The organism is Qipengyuania profundimaris, assembly GCF_030717945.1.
GTDB classification, from domain to species: Bacteria; Pseudomonadota; Alphaproteobacteria; order Sphingomonadales; family Sphingomonadaceae; genus Qipengyuania; species Qipengyuania profundimaris.
The window spans coordinates 983,174-999,890 of sequence record NZ_JAVAIM010000001.1 but is presented as its reverse complement, the minus strand read 5'-3'; the positions used below and the strand labels follow the sequence as shown (position 1 = coordinate 999,890).

Annotated in this window: 14 protein-coding genes; 5 read left to right on the top strand and 9 right to left on the bottom strand. The window is 63.0% G+C overall.

Annotated elements, in window-relative coordinates; genetic code table 11:
• Window positions 1-6: 6 nt before the first annotated feature.
• Window positions 7-909, bottom strand: a complete 903-nt coding sequence (locus tag Q9K02_RS04905) for an ABC transporter ATP-binding protein (RefSeq protein ID WP_305931883.1) — start codon at window positions 907-909, stop codon at window positions 7-9.
• Window positions 909-2,021, bottom strand: a complete 1,113-nt coding sequence (locus Q9K02_RS04900; protein ID WP_305931882.1) for an MlaE family ABC transporter permease — start codon at window positions 2,019-2,021, stop codon at window positions 909-911. The genes Q9K02_RS04905 and Q9K02_RS04900 overlap by 1 nt, the downstream gene beginning before the upstream one ends.
• Window positions 2,022-2,148: 127 nt before the next feature.
• Between Q9K02_RS04900 and Q9K02_RS04895 the strand changes: the two genes are divergently transcribed.
• The 3 genes from Q9K02_RS04895 to Q9K02_RS04885 all read left to right on the top strand — a co-directional run bounded on the left by Q9K02_RS04895 (window position 2,149) and on the right by Q9K02_RS04885 (window position 6,557).
• Window positions 2,149-4,869: a valine--tRNA ligase gene (locus Q9K02_RS04895; protein WP_305931881.1), complete on the top strand. Its 2,721-nt coding sequence runs from the start codon at window positions 2,149-2,151 to the stop codon at window positions 4,867-4,869.
• Window positions 4,870-4,912: 43 nt separating this feature from the next.
• Complete coding sequence (locus Q9K02_RS04890) at window positions 4,913-5,728, top strand: M90 family metallopeptidase (RefSeq protein ID WP_305931880.1); 816 nt, start codon at window positions 4,913-4,915, stop codon at window positions 5,726-5,728.
• 94 nt (window positions 5,729-5,822) lie between these two features.
• A complete protein-coding gene (locus Q9K02_RS04885; protein WP_305931879.1) occupies window positions 5,823-6,557 on the top strand; it encodes a 7-carboxy-7-deazaguanine synthase QueE in 735 nt (244 codons plus the stop codon).
• A gap of 108 nt (window positions 6,558-6,665) precedes the next feature.
• Here Q9K02_RS04885 and Q9K02_RS04880 read toward each other — a convergent pair whose 3' ends face one another.
• From Q9K02_RS04880 to Q9K02_RS04860, 5 genes are all read right to left on the bottom strand, one after another.
• Complete coding sequence (locus Q9K02_RS04880; protein ID WP_305931878.1) at window positions 6,666-8,657, bottom strand: ATP-binding protein; 1,992 nt, start codon at window positions 8,655-8,657, stop codon at window positions 6,666-6,668.
• A gap of 112 nt (window positions 8,658-8,769) precedes the next feature.
• The gene (locus Q9K02_RS04875; RefSeq protein ID WP_305933447.1) at window positions 8,770-9,483 is read right to left on the bottom strand and encodes a TIGR02186 family protein; all 714 of its coding nucleotides are present in this window, start codon (window positions 9,481-9,483) and stop codon (window positions 8,770-8,772) included.
• Window positions 9,484-9,518: 35 nt separating this feature from the next.
• Window positions 9,519-10,430, bottom strand: coding sequence for a sulfite exporter TauE/SafE family protein (locus Q9K02_RS04870; RefSeq protein ID WP_305931877.1), 912 nt, complete (start codon window positions 10,428-10,430; stop codon window positions 9,519-9,521).
• 46 nt (window positions 10,431-10,476) lie between these two features.
• Window positions 10,477-11,583, bottom strand: a complete 1,107-nt coding sequence (locus Q9K02_RS04865) for a hypothetical protein (protein WP_305931876.1) — start codon at window positions 11,581-11,583, stop codon at window positions 10,477-10,479.
• A complete protein-coding gene (locus tag Q9K02_RS04860) occupies window positions 11,580-12,968 on the bottom strand; it encodes a glycosyl transferase family protein (protein WP_305931875.1) in 1,389 nt (462 codons plus the stop codon). Before Q9K02_RS04860 ends, Q9K02_RS04865 begins: the two co-directional genes overlap by 4 nt.
• A gap of 84 nt (window positions 12,969-13,052) precedes the next feature.
• Between Q9K02_RS04860 and nhaA the strand changes: the two genes are divergently transcribed.
• A complete protein-coding gene (gene nhaA / locus Q9K02_RS04855; protein WP_305931874.1) occupies window positions 13,053-14,273 on the top strand; it encodes a Na+/H+ antiporter NhaA in 1,221 nt (406 codons plus the stop codon).
• On the opposite strand, the gene Q9K02_RS04850 is transcribed toward nhaA, so the two are convergent.
• Window positions 14,274-14,711, bottom strand: coding sequence for a VOC family protein (locus Q9K02_RS04850; protein WP_305931873.1), 438 nt, complete (start codon window positions 14,709-14,711; stop codon window positions 14,274-14,276).
• 124 nt (window positions 14,712-14,835) lie between these two features.
• Window positions 14,836-15,612 (bottom strand): TorF family putative porin, encoded by a 777-nt coding sequence (locus Q9K02_RS04845; protein WP_305931872.1) that lies wholly within the window; start codon window positions 15,610-15,612, stop codon window positions 14,836-14,838.
• 271 nt (window positions 15,613-15,883) lie between these two features.
• On the opposite strand from Q9K02_RS04845, the gene Q9K02_RS04840 reads away from it, so the two are divergent.
• Window positions 15,884-16,687: a metallophosphoesterase family protein gene (locus tag Q9K02_RS04840; RefSeq protein WP_305931871.1), complete on the top strand. Its 804-nt coding sequence runs from the start codon at window positions 15,884-15,886 to the stop codon at window positions 16,685-16,687.
• Window positions 16,688-16,717 lie beyond the last annotated feature (30 nt).

Here is a 16,717-nt window from a genome sequence, read left to right as displayed (position 1 = left end):
CAGTCTCTATGCCTTGTCATCATGCTTATTGTCCAACGCTTTGACCGCGTGCGCAGCGATGGGATTGTCCATGTGCTGCCGCAATTCGTCGAGCGCCTGCGCCGTAAGCGCGGCCCGTCCGCGCGGGCCGTTGAAATATTCCTGGATCCATGGGTGATCGAGCTGCATCAGGTTCGGCACCGTATCGACGGCGATCACCTTTTTGTCCGCCAGCACCGCCACGCGGTCGCAGATTTCGTGCAGCGTATCGAGGTCGTGGGTGATCAGGAAGACAGTGAGGCCGAGCGTTTCCTTCAGCTCGCGCGTCAGGCGGTCGAAGGCCGCTGCGCCGATCGGGTCGAGGCCCGCAGTCGGTTCGTCGAGGAACAGGAGCTCGGGGTCGAGCGCGAGCGCACGGGCTAAGCCGGCACGTTTCTTCATCCCGCCCGACAGTTCGCTGGGGAACTTGCCCGCGGCCTCTTCGGGCAGGCCGGAAAGCACGGTCTTGAACCGCGCGATCTCGTCGAGCAGCTCGGGTGAGATGTCCGGGAAGAACTGCTTCAGCGGCACTTGCACATTTTCCCCGACCGTCAGCGTAGAAAACAGCGCCCCGCCCTGGAACAACACGCCCCAGCGGTTGCGCACGCCGATCTCAGCGTCGGGATCGCCTTCGGTCATCGATTTGCCGAACACCTTCACCTCGCCTTCGGTCGGGGGCTGCAGCCCGATGATGGAGCGCATCAGTACGCTCTTGCCGGTACCCGAACCGCCGACCACGCCGAGGATTTCGCCGCGCCGCACCTTGAGGTCGAGACCTTCGTGCACGGTCTGCGAGCCGAAGCGATTGACCAGCCCCTCCACCACGATTGGGTGCTCGCCGCGATAGCGTTCGTGCCGCCCGAGGGTCCTGCCGTCGTCGTCCTGCGCCATCAGCCCCACCCGATCTCGGTGAAGAATACCGCGAAGAAGGCGTCGATGACGATCACGGCGAAAATTGCGGAGACAACGGCCATCGTCGTGCGCCGTCCGACCTCTTCCGAATTGCCCTTGACCTGCATGCCGTGATAGCAGCCTGCGAGCGCTACGATCAGACCGAAAACCGGCGCCTTCACCAGCCCGACCCACAAGTCGTATATCGGCACCACGTCCTGTATGCGCGCGAGGAAGGTGTAGAAGGGTATGCCCAGCATGACATCGCCGATCACCGCACCGCCGACGATGGCGACCAGGGCGGCGTAGAAGCCGAGCAGCGGCATCATCAGGATGGCCGCCAGGATGCGCGGAATGACCAGCGCCTCCATCGGCGAGATGCCGATGGTGCGCATCGCGTCGATTTCCTCGGTCAGCTTCATCGTACCGAGCTGGGCGGCGAAGGCCGAACCGGAGCGACCGGCGACCATGATCGCGGTCATCAGCACGCCCAGTTCGCGCAAGGTGATGCGCCCGACGAGGTTGATGGTCAGCGTTTCGGCGCCAAATTGCGCCAGCTGTACTGCACCCTGCTGTGCGATGACGATGCCGATGAGGAAGCTCATCAACCCCACGATCGGCAGTGCGCTGACGCCGACGAGCTCAAGCTGTCGGACCAGCGCGAGCCAGCGGAAGCGGCGAGGGTGTCGGATGAGATTGCCGAAGGCGGCAATGAGTGCGCCGAGGAACCCTAGCACGCCGAACACGCCGTCGCGCGCATTGTACACCTTGTCGCCAATGGCATCGGGGACACGCGTCCATACCGGCAGGCGCGGCGCGGAGACTACTTCCTCACCGCGCGAGCCCTTGAGCGCTTCGATAAGCCGAGTGGCGCGATTGCTCGCTCCGCTGACTTCGGCCCCGTGGTCGCCCGCAACGGTGCTGGCGACCCAGGCACCCACCGTGTCGATTTCACTTATGTCGGAGAGATCGACCCTCGCAATCGGACCGTCCAGATGGCGCAGTTCCTCGTCGACCGAGCCGATGGTGGAAACCAGATAGGGGCCGGACAGGGCGAGCACCTGCTCCCCGTCGTCCCCCTCGACCAGCTCGTATTCGGCGAAACCACCCATTGCTGCGCCCTATGCGGGGAATTGCAGTCCGAAACAAGCGACTATGGCAAACGGATACCATCCGGCGTTGCATCGCAGCATGGGCGCTGGCAAGGCGATTGGGAGAAATACCGAGCGAACAGAGATAATGACCACCGAGCTACCCAAGACCTTCGACCCCGCTGATATCGAGGCGCGCTGGTACGCGCATTGGGAGAAAAACGGCCTTTTCCGGCCCGAGCGTCCCGATGCCGAAGCCTATACGATCGTCAATCCGCCGCCGAACGTCACGGGCAGCCTGCACATCGGCCACGCGCTCGACAATACGCTGCAGGACGTGATGATCCGTTACGAGCGGCTGCGCGGCAAGGATGCGCTGTGGGTGGTCGGCACGGACCATGCGGGCATCGCGACGCAAATGGTGGTGGAACGCCAGCTGGAGGCGCAACAGGACAAGCGCACGAACTACTCGCGCGAAGATTTCGTCGCGAAGGTGTGGGAGTGGAAGGAAGAGAGCGGCGGCACGATCACCCGCCAGCTGCGCCGCCTCGGCTGTTCGATGGACTGGAGCCGCGAGCAGTTCACCATGGACGAGCATTTCTCGAATGCCGTGCTCAAGGTTTTCGTCGATCTCTACAACAAGGATCTGATCTATCGCGACAAGCGGCTGGTGAACTGGGACCCCAAGCTCAAGACCGCGATCTCGGATCTCGAGGTCGAGACGACCGATGTGAAGGGCCACTTCTGGCATTTCAAATATCCGCTCGAAGATGGCGTCACGCTCGACGACGGGCGGGACTACATAGAGGTCGCGACCACCCGCCCCGAAACCATGCTCGCCGATATGGCCGTGGCGGTTCACCCCGATGACGAACGTTACCGGAGCGTCGTCGGCAAGCATGTTGTGCTGCCGATTACCGGTCGCCGCGTGCCGATCGTGGCAGACGAGCATGCCGATCCCGAACTCGGTTCGGGCGCGGTGAAGATCACGCCGGGTCACGACTTCAACGATTTCGACGTGGGCAAGCGCGCCGGGTTCCAGCCCGCCGAAATGCTCAACATGCTCGATGCGGAGGCCAATGTCTGCCAGACCGCCGACGGTCTGGTGCCGGAGGAATTTCTCGGCCTGCACCGCTTCCGCCGCGAGAAGATCGTCGGCGAAGGCGATGGCGCGCGCGAGCTGGTGGTCAAGCGCCTGAAGGAAAGCGGCCACCTCATCCCGCACTTCGCCAAGACCAAGGATGGCGAGGAGGTCGAACTCGATGCCGAACCGCGCACCATCGCAACCCCCTTCGGCGACCGCGGCGGCGTTGTCATCGAACCCTGGCTGACCGACCAGTGGTATGTCGACGCCGAAGCGTTGGCGAAGAAGCCGATCGAAGCGGTGAAAAACGGCGAGATCGAGATCGTCCCGAAGAGCTGGGAGAAGACATTCTTCAACTGGATGGAGAACATCCAGCCGTGGTGTGTCAGCCGCCAGCTATGGTGGGGACACCGGATCCCGGCGTGGTACGATGCGGACGGCAAGGCCTATGTCGCCATGACCGAGGCCGAAGCGCAGGCGCAAGCAGGCGACGGCGTCACGCTGACCCGCGACGAGGACGTGCTCGATACGTGGTTCTCTTCGGCGCTTTGGCCCTTCGCCACTCTTGGCTGGCCTGACAACACCGACCTCGTCGAAAAGCATTACCCCAACGACCTGCTGATCTCCGGCTTCGATATCCTTTTCTTCTGGGATGCGCGCATGATGATGGCGGGGTATTTTAACACCGGGAGGGCTCCGTGGCCCAAGCTCTATCTCCACGGCCTCGTGCGCGCGGCGGACGGGGCGAAGATGTCCAAGTCCAAGGGCAATGTCGTCGACCCGCTGGGCCTGATCGACCAATACGGGGCCGACGCGCTGCGCTTCTTCATGGCGGCGATGGAAAGCCAGGGCCGTGACATCAAGATGGATGAGAAGCGGGTCGAGGGCTATCGCAACTTCGCAACCAAGCTGTGGAACGCAACCCGCTTCTGCCAGTCGAACGGCATCGGCGCGAGCGCGTCGATCGAGGCTCCCGCGGCCAGCCACGCAGTCAACCGCTGGATCATCGGCGAAGTGGTGGAGACGAAGCAGGCGCTCGACGCCGCGCTTGCCGACCTGCGCTTCGATGCGGCGGCGAACACGATCTACCACTTCGTGTGGGATCGTTTCTGCGACTGGTATATCGAGCTGATCAAGGGGAACTTCGACGAGGAGACCAAGGCCGTCGCCGGCTGGGCGCTCGACCAGATCCTCGTCATGCTCCATCCCTTCATGCCCTTCATCACCGAAGAGCTGTGGTCGAAGCAGGGCGACCGGTCCGACTATCCGCTCATCACCGCGAAATGGCCCGATCCGAAGGCGACCGTCAATCCGCAAGCCAAGGCGGAGATCGACTGGCTGATCGCCCTCACCTCCGCAACCCGCACGGCGAAGAACGAACTCGGCATCGCACCGGGCGCGAAGCTCGAAGCATACTGTGCTGCGCCCAGCGCCCTCGCCCGCTCGGTCGTGGACGCCAATGCTGCCGCGATCGAGCGTCTCGCCCGCCTCACTCCCGTGCAGTTCGCCGAGGCACCCAGCGGTGCGGCGATGCAGATCGCGGCTGGCGACGATGCCTTCGTAATCCCGCTCGAAGGTGTGATCGACATCGAGGCGGAAAAAGCCCGCCTCACCAAGGCGATGGAGGCCAGCCAGAAGGAATTCGGCAGCCTCAACGGGCGGCTGTCCAATCCCAATTTCGTCGAGCGCGCCAAGCCCGAAGCGGTCGAAAAGGCCCGCGCCGACGCTGCCTTCCATGCCGCCGAAATCGACCGCCTGCGCGCCGCTCTCGCACGGCTGGGATAGGGGCGCTCTTACCAAGGCTCCGGATGCATCTTACCTGTGACGCATGACGTCATGGATCGTACCTGGGGCACTCCTGCTGATCGCAGGCCTGGCAGCGTTTCGTTGGGTTTGGCGGCGTCAGAAGCGTAAAACGCTTTTGGCAACACCGCTTGGTGCCGAACAGCGGGAAATCGTCGAGCGGCTCGTACCGCTGGTCAAGCGGTTGCCCGAGCCTTTGCGGGCATCGCTGGAAGGCAAGGTGAACCTGCTGCTAGACCAGGTGACCTTCAGGGGCATCAATGGCGTCGAGGTGACCGAGGAAATGCGGCTGTCCATCGCTGCCCAGGCCTGCCTCCTGATCGTCAACAGCCCCGTCTGGTACGATACTTTGCGAAATATACTCGTCTATCCCGCCGCATTCCTTACCGGGCGCGGCACGCCCGATGACGCAGTGGTGCACGAAACCCACCACGCGACGCTCGGGGAGAGCTGGGCACATGGGCCGGTGGTCCTGTCGTGGGACGATGCATTGTATGGCGGGCTCGATGCGAGCGACGGCCACAATGTCGTGATCCACGAATTCGCTCACCAGCTCGACGGGCTGAGCGGCCACGTCAACGGCATCCCCATCCTGCGCAAGGGGCAGCGCTACGCCAAGTGGGAGCAGGCGATGCTGGAGGCCTATGACGATCACGTCGAACGGCTTGAAAACAGTGAACGGACACTGATCGACCCCTATGGCGCGACAAACCACCAGGAGTTTTTCGCCGAAGCTATCGTGACCTTTTTCGAGCGGCCGAAGGCGCTGCGGAGCGAAGAGCCTGCACTCTATGCCCAGCTGAAGCAGCTGCTGGCGATCGACCCGGCGCTGTGGCACTGACCGACCCGCGGGGTCCGGCTCTCCGATTTCCCAAGGTCGGATTTCGTGTCATAGGGCCGCGCACCATGACAATCGGTAATAGAGACATTTCCCCTTGCCTTTAGTCCTCGCCACCGACGACACCGGCGGGCCCGAGATTTTCGCCTCCGTTCAGGGCGAAGGGCCGAGCGCGGGAATGCCGGTCGCGTTCATGCGGCTGTCACGCTGCAACCTCGCCTGCGTATGGTGCGATACGGCCTACACCTGGCACTTCACCGGTGATGATCGCCCGCATCGCGACGGGATCGAGTTCGACCGCAAGGCCAATCAGGTTAAACTGGACGAGGACGAAGTCGCCGCACGCATCACCGAGCTCGGCCAGAAACGCCTCGTCATCACCGGCGGCGAGCCGCTGTTGCAGGCCCCGGCGCTGGCCAAGCTGCTTCAACTGCTGCCGGACATCTCGGTCGAGATCGAGACCAACGGCACCACGAAGGCCCCGGCCCCGCTCGACATCCGCATCGACCAGTTCAACGTCAGCCCCAAGCTGGCGCATAGCGGCAACTCAGCGGAACTGGCGTTGGTCCCCGAACGGCTGGACGCCTACGCGACCGACCCGCGCGCGTGGTTCAAATTCGTGATTGCCGAGCCTGCGGATGTCGACGAGGTGCTGGCACTGCGCGATCGCTACCGCTTCAAGCCGGATCACGTCTTCCTGATGCCCGAAGGCATCGACAGCGAAACGCTGCGGACCCGCGAAAGGTGGCTCGCCCCACTATGCGTTGAACACGGCTTCCGGATGAGCGACCGGCTGCACATCCACCTGTTTGGCGATACGCGCGGGACGTAATTGAGTTTCGCAGCCACATCCGTGGTTGCGCCCTCGCTAGACGTGCAGCACGCTGCACACGCTACGGGCGGGCGGTCGCCCTTGCCTCGCCTACGGCTCGGTTTCTATTTAACCCTGCGAACGCCAGCGCTGGACCGTGCGTTCGACGATCTCTTCCTCGCCGCCGGTCTGGTTCCACAGTTCGACGAAGCTCGGGTCTTCGGACGCCGGACGCTTCGATTCTTCGAGATTGTCGAAGCTGACGCGGATCGGGATGGCGACGCCTTCACCGCAGATGATGCATTCGCGATTGCGGAGTGCGGGGATCGCATCAAGGAAGCCGCGCGCGCCTTCAGGCATGGCGGCACGGACGAAATCCTGGTCGCGATCGTTGTTGAGGCGCATCGAGATGATCGTGCCGCATTGCGACAGCACGCCTTCGGCAAGGTCGGACGGTCGCTGCGTGATGAGGCCCAGCGAGATGCCGTATTTACGGCCCTCCTTGGCGATGCGGCTAAGAATGGTGCCGACCGAATTGCCGTCCGAGTTCTTCTCGCTCGGCACGTAACGGTGCGCTTCTTCGCACACCAGCAGGATCGGCGAGGTGCGCTCCTCGCGCCCCCAGATGGCGAAGTCGAACACCAGCCGGCTCAGAACCGCGACCACAGTCGAGGTGATGTCCGAGGGAACGCCCGATACATCGATGATCGAGATCGGCTTGCCGTTGGAAGGCATGCGGAAGATCTTGCAAATGAACTCCGACATCGTGTCGCCGACCAGCATGCCGGAGAACATGAACTGATAGCGGGGATCGGATTTCAGCTCTTCAAGCTTGTTCTTGATCCGCATGTAGGGCGCTGACGTCGTAGCCTTGTCGAGCTTGCCCATCGCATCTTGGATTGCATTGGACAGGTCGGACAAAAGGTAGGGGATAGGCGAATCGACGGTGATCTTGCCCATGCTTTCGGCCAAGCGGCTCTTGCTGCGCGCTTTGAGCAGGCACTTGGCGAGAATGTCCTCGTCGACCTGCCGATCGTTGCCCTGCGAAGTCAGCAGCACTTCGCAATGCTCTTCGAAGTTCATGATCCAGTAGGGCATCTGGAGGTTGGAGACATCGAGGATCACGCCGGTGTTGCGGAAAGCTGCCGAATATTCGCCATGCGGATCGATCATGACGATATGACCTTCGGGCGCCGCTTCGCAGATGCGGTGGAGGATTAGCGCGGCGCTGGTCGATTTACCCGTACCGGTCGATCCGAGCAGGGCGAAATGCTTGCCCAGCATCGCGTCGATATAGATGCCGGCGCGAATGTCCTTGGTCGGGTAGACCTTACCGATGGTGACCGCGCTGCGACCGTCGCTGGCGTAGACCTGCTTGAGGTCGGCCGTGCTGGCGGGGTAAACCAGCGCGCCGGGTACCGGATAGCGGGTAACACCGCGGCGGAAGCCGTGCAGGCGACCGGTGAGCTTTTCTTCCACGCCTTCGCCGAGGAAGTCGATATTGGCGAGGATGCTGCCGGCCTTGCGGTCCTGCCGCTGGTTGCGGACGCTGGCAAGAAGCCAGCTGTTTCCGACCCGAATTTTGATCTGGCTGCCGACTTGCCCTGCCATGGCGATCGAGGGGTCGGCATCCTCCGCGCATTCGCTCAGGCGCTGCAAGTCGATAGCGATCATCGAGCCCGAACCGGCGATTTCGAGGACCACGCCGATCGGCTGCACCATGTTCTGCGCGCTTTGCTCGTCGGCATCGACCTCGGGCTCTTCTTCCGCTTCGGGTTCTGGTGCCTTGCGCGCTTCCGCCTCGGCGCGAAGCTGCGACGGCGGAGCGGGAATGGGCGGTGGCGGTGCGGGCTGCTCGTTTGCGACCGGCACCTCTTCGGGCATTGCCTGATGCTGATCCGGCGACATCATCTGGGAGCGCTCTTGCGCAACCTGCTTCTCTTCGACTGGCTGCGGATTGTGGATATAGCCCGAACGCGAGAGCGAAGAGGCTGCCCCGCTGTCCTGCTCGCTGCGACGAATCCGGTCGCGCAGGGACGAGCCGCGCGGCTGCGGCGGCTGGGCACCTTCTTCCTTGGCAGGATCGAAAATACGGTGGTTCGGATTGCCCATATCGGTCATCGGTCGGTTCGGCCCCAAATTTCGCGCCCGTCGCGCAGGTCTACAGCCTATGCCGGCGGACAGTTAAAATCGGGTCAACGTTAACAGGCCGATGGGACCTAGGGTCAGGACCCTAGATCATCGCAAAGAGACGACCGGCCAGCCACCCCATCCCGACGGACAGCATCACGGCGAGAAGGCCGTAGAGCAGCGACAAGTCCTGCGAATACTCCTCGACCCGCCGCTCGAAACCGACTTTCTGGACTTCCACTTCGGTCTGCGCCGAGGCGATTACCCGCCCGCGGCTCACCGCGAAAGTCTCGGCGGTGTAGGTCCCGGTGGTTACGTTGGACGGCAAGGCAATCCGTGCTTGGTACAGCACCTGTTCGCTGATCTGCACGCCTTCGAAATCCTGCTTGTAGAGCTGCTGGCGCGTTTTCAGATCGACGAGACCCGCGGAAAACCGCGCCTGCTCGTCCAGATCGATCACGCCGCTGGGGCTGAGCTGGATGTAGTCGGTCCCGAACTCGTAGATCGCAGCGGTTTTCTCATCCACGATCTCCTCGATCGGACGTGAGGACGCAACCGCAAAGAACGACGGGACCGAGCGGAAATCGGTGCTTTCCGCATTGACCCACACGCCGAGGAAACGCCCTTTCTCGCGCAGGCGGGCAGGTTCGGCCGGACCTTTGAGCACCACGACGATGTCGTATTGATTGCCCGCAGCGCGCCCGCCCGGATCGAGGACGGCACCGAACAACAGCAGTTCCGTACCCGTAAAGCCTTGGCGCACCTGCACCTCGTGCTGGCTGACCTCGGGCACTAGGATGGGATCGCGCTGGCCCATCAGCGCGAAGGCGCAAAGGAGGATCAGCAGGACCCTCACAACGGATACACCGTGTAGATCTCGTCCGGCTGGTAGAACAGGCCGAGGAACATGCGGAAGGCGATCACGAGAACGATTGCGGCCAAAATCAGCCGCAGCAATTCGGGCTTGGCCTTGACGGCAATCTGCGAGCCGATCTGCGCCCCGGTGACCGAGCCGATCAGCAGCAGGAAGACCAGCACGATGTCCACCGCCTTGGTCGTCAGCGAGTGCATCATGGTGGTCGCCATGGTCACGAACAGGATGTTGAACAGGCTGGTACCGACGACGACATTCGCGCTCATGCCGAGAATGTAAAGCATGGCGGGCACGAGGATGAAGCCGCCGCCCACCCCCATCAGCATAGTGAGAATTCCGACGACGACGCCGACCAGCAGCGGGGCGAGCGGCGAAATGTAGAGCCCGGAGCGGTAAAAGCGCCACTTCATCGGCAGGCTGGCCACCAGCGGATGGTGCCGGCGCTTGGGTGCCTGCTTGTTACCGGATTTGGCACCGCGCAACAGTTCGACCGATTCCTTCGCCATCAGGAGTCCGATCGAACCGAGCAGCACGACGTAAAGCGCATTGATGACGACATCGATCTGGCCGATCGAACGGAAGAAGCGAAACAGCAGCGCGCCGAAGCCCGATCCGACGACTCCACCTGCGACCATCACCGCACCCATGCGGTAATCGACGCCCTTTCGCCCGCTATGCGCGATGACGCCCGTTACGCTGGCCCCTGTAACCTGCGTCGAAGCCGAGGCGGCGGCCACCGTGGGCGGCACACCGTAAAAGATCAGCAGCGGCGTCGTCAGGAAGCCTCCGCCCACTCCGAACAGCCCCGAAAGCACGCCTGTGAGCCCGCCCAGCGCGACGATCCACAGCCCGTTTACGGACAGGTTCGCAATGGGCAGGTAGACATCCATGAAAGCGCCCTATCGCAGGCCCCGCCCGGATAAAAGCTGAACCGTGTCAGAAGCCCGCCGAAAGCGTTAGTGCAGCTCCCGAAGAGGGTTCGGCATTGCCGGCGACGCGGAACCTAATGTCAGCCGCGAGACGCGCCTGCCCATCGCCGAGGCCGAAGTCCAGCTTGAGCGTCGGACCAATGTCCACGCGTTTAGCACCCCGCTGGGCGCCACCCCACGCACCCGCACCGCCGCTCAATGACATGAAATCGTTGTCTTTGATGTCGCGGGTGAGGTCGACCCTGCCATCGGCGAATGCGGTAGCGAAATCGCCGGCGACATAACCTGCCTGGGCATAGCCGGAGGCTTCGAGCCCCAACGGCATCCGTTCGTCGTCGATACCTGCGGACACAAAGGCGGCAGGGCGCAGTTGCACTTGGCCGGCGAATTCGGTGGCTCGCAATTCTGCGTGCATCGTCACCGGCAGGCCGCCGACCGGCTTTGCACGCATCCCGAGCGCCGCTTCGGTCTCACCCTCCGTCACGAGCGCCTTGCTGGCACGCGAATAGATCGCGGGCTCGTGCCTGCTGGACTGCGCTAAACGGTAGGCAAACACGGCGCCTGTCTGGCTGGCTCCGTAGCTTGCCGGGCGCGCTCCGCCGGCGAGCGCAGGAGTTCCACCTCCGCGCAGCATCAACCAAGCATCGATCCGCCATGCTTTCAGCCAATCAGCATCACTCGGGGGTGCGGCAGCCAGCTTGCGGTCGATCGATTTTGCGGTGCTGCCCGGCAGGGGCAGTTCTGCCACCTCGGTCTGCCGCGATAAGCTTTCTCCCAGCATCCGCTCGCCAGTTCCGAGATCCGCTCGGTGATCGCGGCCCGTCAGCCTGACGAAAATCGGCATTTGTTTGCTGGAGAGCGCGGGGTTTGGAACCCGCCCTCCATCGGGTGGAACCGTTTGATCGTGTAAGGGCAGCGGCCTCGCTTTGGAAGCTGGCGCGGAGGTGCGTTCAGCTTCATACGAGAATGCGAGCGCCTTGGACTTTGTCGGCTGACTCATCACCGGCCAGGGAGTCTGCCACGAAATCGCACGGATCAGCAGCCAGCCGATTAGCAACATGCCAAGGAATAGAACCGGCTGCCCTCGACGCGCTTCCACTGCGCCATCGCTCATGCGTGCGCCTCGGCCCTTGCGGCCAATGCCGGGTGGTCCTGATGGTCCGTCTTATCCCAGATGACTGGGGCCCCGCGAAGCGTTCCCACATAAGCAGAAAGGGCACGGCGGGCGGCCATGATGGCGATGATGTTCGACACGATGAGCCGCGGCACGGAGAGCAGCCCCTGGCGCCACCCGTACTCACGCGCGGTGAAAAGAGCTCGCATCGCAAAGCGCCAGCCAAGCCCTACGAGATTGAGCAGTAATAGCCAGCGCAGCAGTCCGGAATATTCCGGTGCCGCAATCGCGCCGCTGCTCACCAGTAGATAGAGAAGCCCACTCAGTCCGATAAGCAGGTAAGCTACTGAGAGCAGGATAGCCGCCAGCGGCCCGCGCCGATCGCGCAACTGCATCCAGATGTCCGCAGCCGAACCCTGCCAGCCAAGCCTGTCCCAGCCCTGTAGCGCGATACCATGCATCCAGCGGGTCTTTTGCCGGACGGCCTGATCGAGGCGTATGGGGAAGAAGGCCCGCGTTGCGATCAGGCTGCCATCGGCGGTCCGGCACCGCAGGAAGCGCCCCCTCCCACCGGCCTCGGCGACGCGCAGGCCAAGCTCGTAATCCTCGGTCAGGGATTGCCGCGCGAATGGCTCGTCGCCGAAGCGGGCCAGCATATCGCGTGAAATCGCGAGACCGACGCCTGCACCCGGAATAGCTGCACCCAGAGCGTCGCGAACCAAAAGCCCCTTCGCATGAGATTCTGCGAACTCGTCGGCGTAGTGGCTGCCGATCAGGGCGGAGTCGCGCTGCGGAAGCGCCATAACGGGGAGTTGGGCGAAATCCGCCGCGTCCATCGCGTCGTCCAGCAGAGCGAGAGCTGCGGGGTCGACCATGTCCTCCGCATCATGGAGCACGATCATGCGGGCCGCTGTCCCACCGCGCGCCTCGTCTTCGCGCAAGGCAGCGTAAAGACGGTTGAGGCAGTCGGCCTTGCTCGTCGGGCCGTCTTCGCCATGCACCACGATCCGCACTCTCGGATCGCCCCGCGCAGCCGCCATCGCCGACGCCATCGTTGCCGGGTCGTTGTGGTAGCAGCCGACGTAAATCCGCAGATCGCGATAGGGCCAGACTTCGAGCATGTGGTAGATTGTCGGGCCGATCACCGCGGCTTCCTGCCATGCAGGGACGAGTACTGCTGCGCGGCCTGTTAACGGCCTTTCGGTCAGCTGCGATTCGTCGATTTTCGGGATTGCGATCCGGCCGCGCAGCCGCATCCAGATATAGGACAGGTCGACTGCGAACTCGTCCATCACCCCGATCGCGAAAAAGGCCGCGCAAAACAGCAGCAGCTCGCGATGGGCGAGCAAAAACCATTGCGCCACAGTGAATTCGCCGATGAACACGACCCGTTTCCCCCCGCCAAGGCGTCTAGCGGAACGATCACCCCCTTGCAACGCGGTGCGGTTTGTTCAAAGGACCCCCTCGACATGACCGAACGCCCATCAGCCTTCCGCCTCGTTTTCGCCCCCGTGCGAGCGCTGTTCGTCAGCGATGCCTCAGCCGGCATCCTGCTCATTTTCGTGGCTGTTGCGGCAATGCTGGCCGCGAATTCGCCCTTCGCCGCGGAATACCAGCAGCTGTTCTACGGCAAGCTGCCCTGGACCCCGATCCCCAAGCTGTACGACCTCCATCTGTGGATCAACGACGGCTTGATGGCGATCTTCTTCTTCGTCGTCGGGCTGGAGGTGAAGCGCGAGTGGATCGAAGGGCAATTGTCGACCGCGCAGCAAAGGCGCCTGCCGATCATGGCGGCGGCTGCCGGCATGGTCGTCCCGGCCCTGTTCTATGTCGGCGTCGTCGGCGGCGACAGCACCTTGCTGCGCGGCTGGGCGATCCCCGCCGCGACCGACATTGCCTTCGCGATGGGCGTGCTGGGCCTGCTCGGCAATCGGTGCCCGGCCTCGCTGCGTCTGTTCCTGCTGACCGTCGCCATCGTGGACGACATCGGGGCGGTGCTCGTGATCGCAGCCTTTTACACCGAGAACATCAAGATGGAATGGCTGGCCGCCTCCGCAGTCATCGTGGGTGCCATGCTGGCGATGAACAAGGTGCGCGTGTCCGCCTATTGGCCATTCATCCTGTTGGCGCTGGTGCTGTGGTTCTTCGTACTCAACTCCGGCATCCACGCGACGATCGCGGGCGTCGTGGGCGCGCTGTGCATCCCGATGCGCGGCAAGGACGACGAGACCATGGTCGAAACCATGGAGCACGCGCTGGCTCCGTGGAGCGCCTATCTGGTCGTACCCGTCTTCGGCTTCGCCAATGCCGGTGTGCCGTTGGCAGGGCTGGGCCTGGAGCAATTGCTTGCGCCTCTGCCGGTCGCGATCATCGCAGGGCTGTTCCTCGGCAAGCAGATCGGCATCTTCTCGGCCATCTGGCTGGCGGACCGGCTGGGCATCGCCCCCCGTCCCGACCAGGCGAGCTGGCAGGAGATCTGGGGCATCACCCTGTTGTGCGGGATCGGCTTCACCATGTCGCTGTTCATCAGCGGGCTGGCCTTTGCCGGGCAGGAACTGCTGATCAACGAGGCCAAGATTGGCATCCTGCTGGGGTCGTTGCTATCGGCAATCGTGGGCTACACGGTCATCCGACTGTCGGCCGCGCACCCAGACGATGCGAGTTCGCCTTATATCGAAAAGAAGGGCTGACTACCAGCTGCCGGTATTGGGCATGCTCGCCCACGGCTCCTTCGGGTCGAGATAGCCTTCCTGCAGTAGCTCGATCGAAATACCATCGGGTGTCCGCACGAAGGCCATGTGCCCGTCGCGCGGAGGGCGATTGATCGTGTGGCCCGCATCCATCAGTCGCTGGCAGGTCGTGTAGATATCGTCGACGCGATAGGCGAGGTGGCCGAAATTGCGTCCGCCGTCGTAGGTTTCCGGCGCGCTGCCATCCTCCGGCGGCCAGTTGTAGGTCAGTTCGACCTCCGCCGTGCCTTCCTGCCCCGGCGCGGCAAGGAACACCAGCGTGAAGCGTCCCTTGTCGTTGTCGAAGCGGCGTACTTCCTTCAACCCGATGAGATCGAAGAAGGCGACAGTCGCGTCGATGTCGGCGACGCGGATCATGGTATGGAGGAATTTGGTCATTACGCGCAGATGGCGTAAATCCTCCAAGATACAAACGAAAATGCGCCGCGGCGGGTGCGGCGCATTCGAATACTCTGGCGGGAGAGGGGACGAGCGCTGGCCCGCCCCCTGCCCGGCTGGTCATTCAGAAACTGGCGGAAATCGTGCCGACGATCGCGTCGTCGGTGAAGCCGTCGATCGACGGACCTTCGACGCCGACATAGGAAACGCCGACTTCGAACATACCGGCCGATGCGGTCGCGCCGATAGCCCAGTCCAGCCCGGTATCGTCTGCGGTACCGGCCAGCAGCGGCGGGGCCAGCGGTCCGTCGGTGTAGCCGAGGTGGCCGGTCAGGGTAATCGGCGTAGTGGGAACGCCTACACCGAGGTCGGTATAGACATAGAGATTGTCGTCATTGCCCAGCGAATCCTGGCTGGGTGCCCAGGCGACGCCGACCGTGGCTTCGGCCGGACCGAGATTGAAGCCGAGCGAGGCATAAGGCTCCCAATAGTCGGTATCGAGGCCGAGGTCTTCGGTCGGATAGAGATAGTACAGCACGCCGACATCGAAGCTGACGGCATCGCTGATCTGGCCGCTGTAACCGGCATAGATATCGACTTCGAGCTCGCCATAGGCGGGACCGCCGTCGATCGAGGATGCCCAGGTGCCGACATAAAAACCGCTGTCATGCGCGACATCGATGCCGCCCTGGATGGCCGGATCGCCGCCTGATAGCGAGACGCCGCGGAAGCGATAGTCCGTGGTCAGAGCTACATTGGCGGAGACGGTCACAGGGCCGGCATTGACGCCGTCCTCGACCTCTTCAGCCGGGTTGGAGACCTGCGCCATCACGGGCGCGGCGGAAATCAGGCTCACCGATGCGAGCGAAACGGCCATCAGGCCGCGAAAGGACGTCAGCATTACAAACTCCTACACGAGTGTCGCTTCGTCCCACCTGCGAATCCGTCGGGGCCGTTTGGTGGCTCCTCGTCCAGATACGGCAACTTTTGTGCACGCCGCGGCGTCTTTACGCAAGATATGGCCCGCAAAGTTTTTGCACATGCAGCAAAACCTGTGATGTTTTCGCAACTGCACAACGCGCCATTCAGCGAAGGTTGTCCCATGGCGGACTAGGGCCTATCTGGTCGCCCGGCGGGTTGGCCCGTATCCCTCTACCGAGAACTCAACACCAATGCTTCGATCCCTTCGCCAATTGTTCAAGGAACGTCCCACCGCGCGGCGCGTGGCGCGGGTTCCGGATGGCGAACGCTATTACGTGATCGGCGACATCCATGGTCGCCTGGACCTGTTCGAGGAACTGATCGAAGCGATTGAAGCCGACGATGCAGCCAAAGAAGCGGCAGACACGACGGTCATCCTGCTCGGCGATTTGATCGACCGCGGCCCCGACAGTTGCGGCGTCATCGAACGTGCGCGCGACTGGGGCAAGACGCGCAAGGTGCGCTATATCGCCGGCAATCACGAGGAAATGTTCCTCGAGAGCTTCGACGACAAGGAAATGCTGCGCCACTTCGTCAAGCATGGTGGGCGCGAGACCATCCTGAGCTACGGCATCAAGCGCAAGCGCTACAACGAGCTTACAATGAAGGATCTGCAGACCGAAATGGCCGGGCTGATTCCGCAGGACCATCGCGAGTTTCTCGCGTCATTCGAAGACCTGATCATCGCTGGCGACTATGTTTTCGTCCATGCCGGGCTCAATCCGAAACGTCCGATCGAAGAGCAAAAGCAAAGCGACTTGCGCTGGATCCGCGAGCGCTTTCTCAAGCATCCCGAGCCATTCAGCCATGTCGTCGTGCATGGCCACACGATCTTCGAGGATATTGAGCGAACCGATCATCGCATCGGCATCGATACAGGCGCATTTCGTACCGGCCGCCTGACCGCGCTCGTCCTCGAAGGCGATACCCGGCGTACCATCCAGGCTGCCGAGACCGACGGTTCGATCGCCATCAAGGCAGACATGCTCGACTGAAGCGTGGCAGGCCCCCGGTCGATCCGGAAG

Excerpts from the sequence above, each read along its gene's own strand:
- Q9K02_RS04905 (WP_305931883.1), bottom strand. The coding sequence starts at position 909 with ATGGCGCAGGACGACGACGGCAGGACCCTCGGGCGGCACGAACGCTAT.
- Q9K02_RS04900 (WP_305931882.1), bottom strand. The coding sequence starts at position 2,021 with ATGGGTGGTTTCGCCGAATACGAGCTGGTCGAGGGGGACGACGGGGAG.
- Q9K02_RS04895 (WP_305931881.1), top strand. The coding sequence starts at position 2,149 with ATGACCACCGAGCTACCCAAGACCTTCGACCCCGCTGATATCGAGGCG.
- Q9K02_RS04890 (WP_305931880.1), top strand. The coding sequence starts at position 4,913 with ATGACGTCATGGATCGTACCTGGGGCACTCCTGCTGATCGCAGGCCTG.
- Q9K02_RS04880 (WP_305931878.1), bottom strand. The coding sequence starts at position 8,657 with ATGACCGATATGGGCAATCCGAACCACCGTATTTTCGATCCTGCCAAG.
- Q9K02_RS04875 (WP_305933447.1), bottom strand. The coding sequence starts at position 9,483 with ATGGGCCAGCGCGATCCCATCCTAGTGCCCGAGGTCAGCCAGCACGAG.
- Q9K02_RS04870 (WP_305931877.1), bottom strand. The coding sequence starts at position 10,430 with ATGGATGTCTACCTGCCCATTGCGAACCTGTCCGTAAACGGGCTGTGG.
- Q9K02_RS04865 (WP_305931876.1), bottom strand. The coding sequence starts at position 11,583 with ATGAGCGATGGCGCAGTGGAAGCGCGTCGAGGGCAGCCGGTTCTATTC.
- nhaA (WP_305931874.1), top strand. The coding sequence starts at position 13,053 with ATGACCGAACGCCCATCAGCCTTCCGCCTCGTTTTCGCCCCCGTGCGA.
- Q9K02_RS04850 (WP_305931873.1), bottom strand. The coding sequence starts at position 14,711 with ATGACCAAATTCCTCCATACCATGATCCGCGTCGCCGACATCGACGCG.
- Q9K02_RS04845 (WP_305931872.1), bottom strand. The coding sequence starts at position 15,612 with ATGCTGACGTCCTTTCGCGGCCTGATGGCCGTTTCGCTCGCATCGGTG.
- Q9K02_RS04840 (WP_305931871.1), top strand. The coding sequence starts at position 15,884 with ATGCTTCGATCCCTTCGCCAATTGTTCAAGGAACGTCCCACCGCGCGG.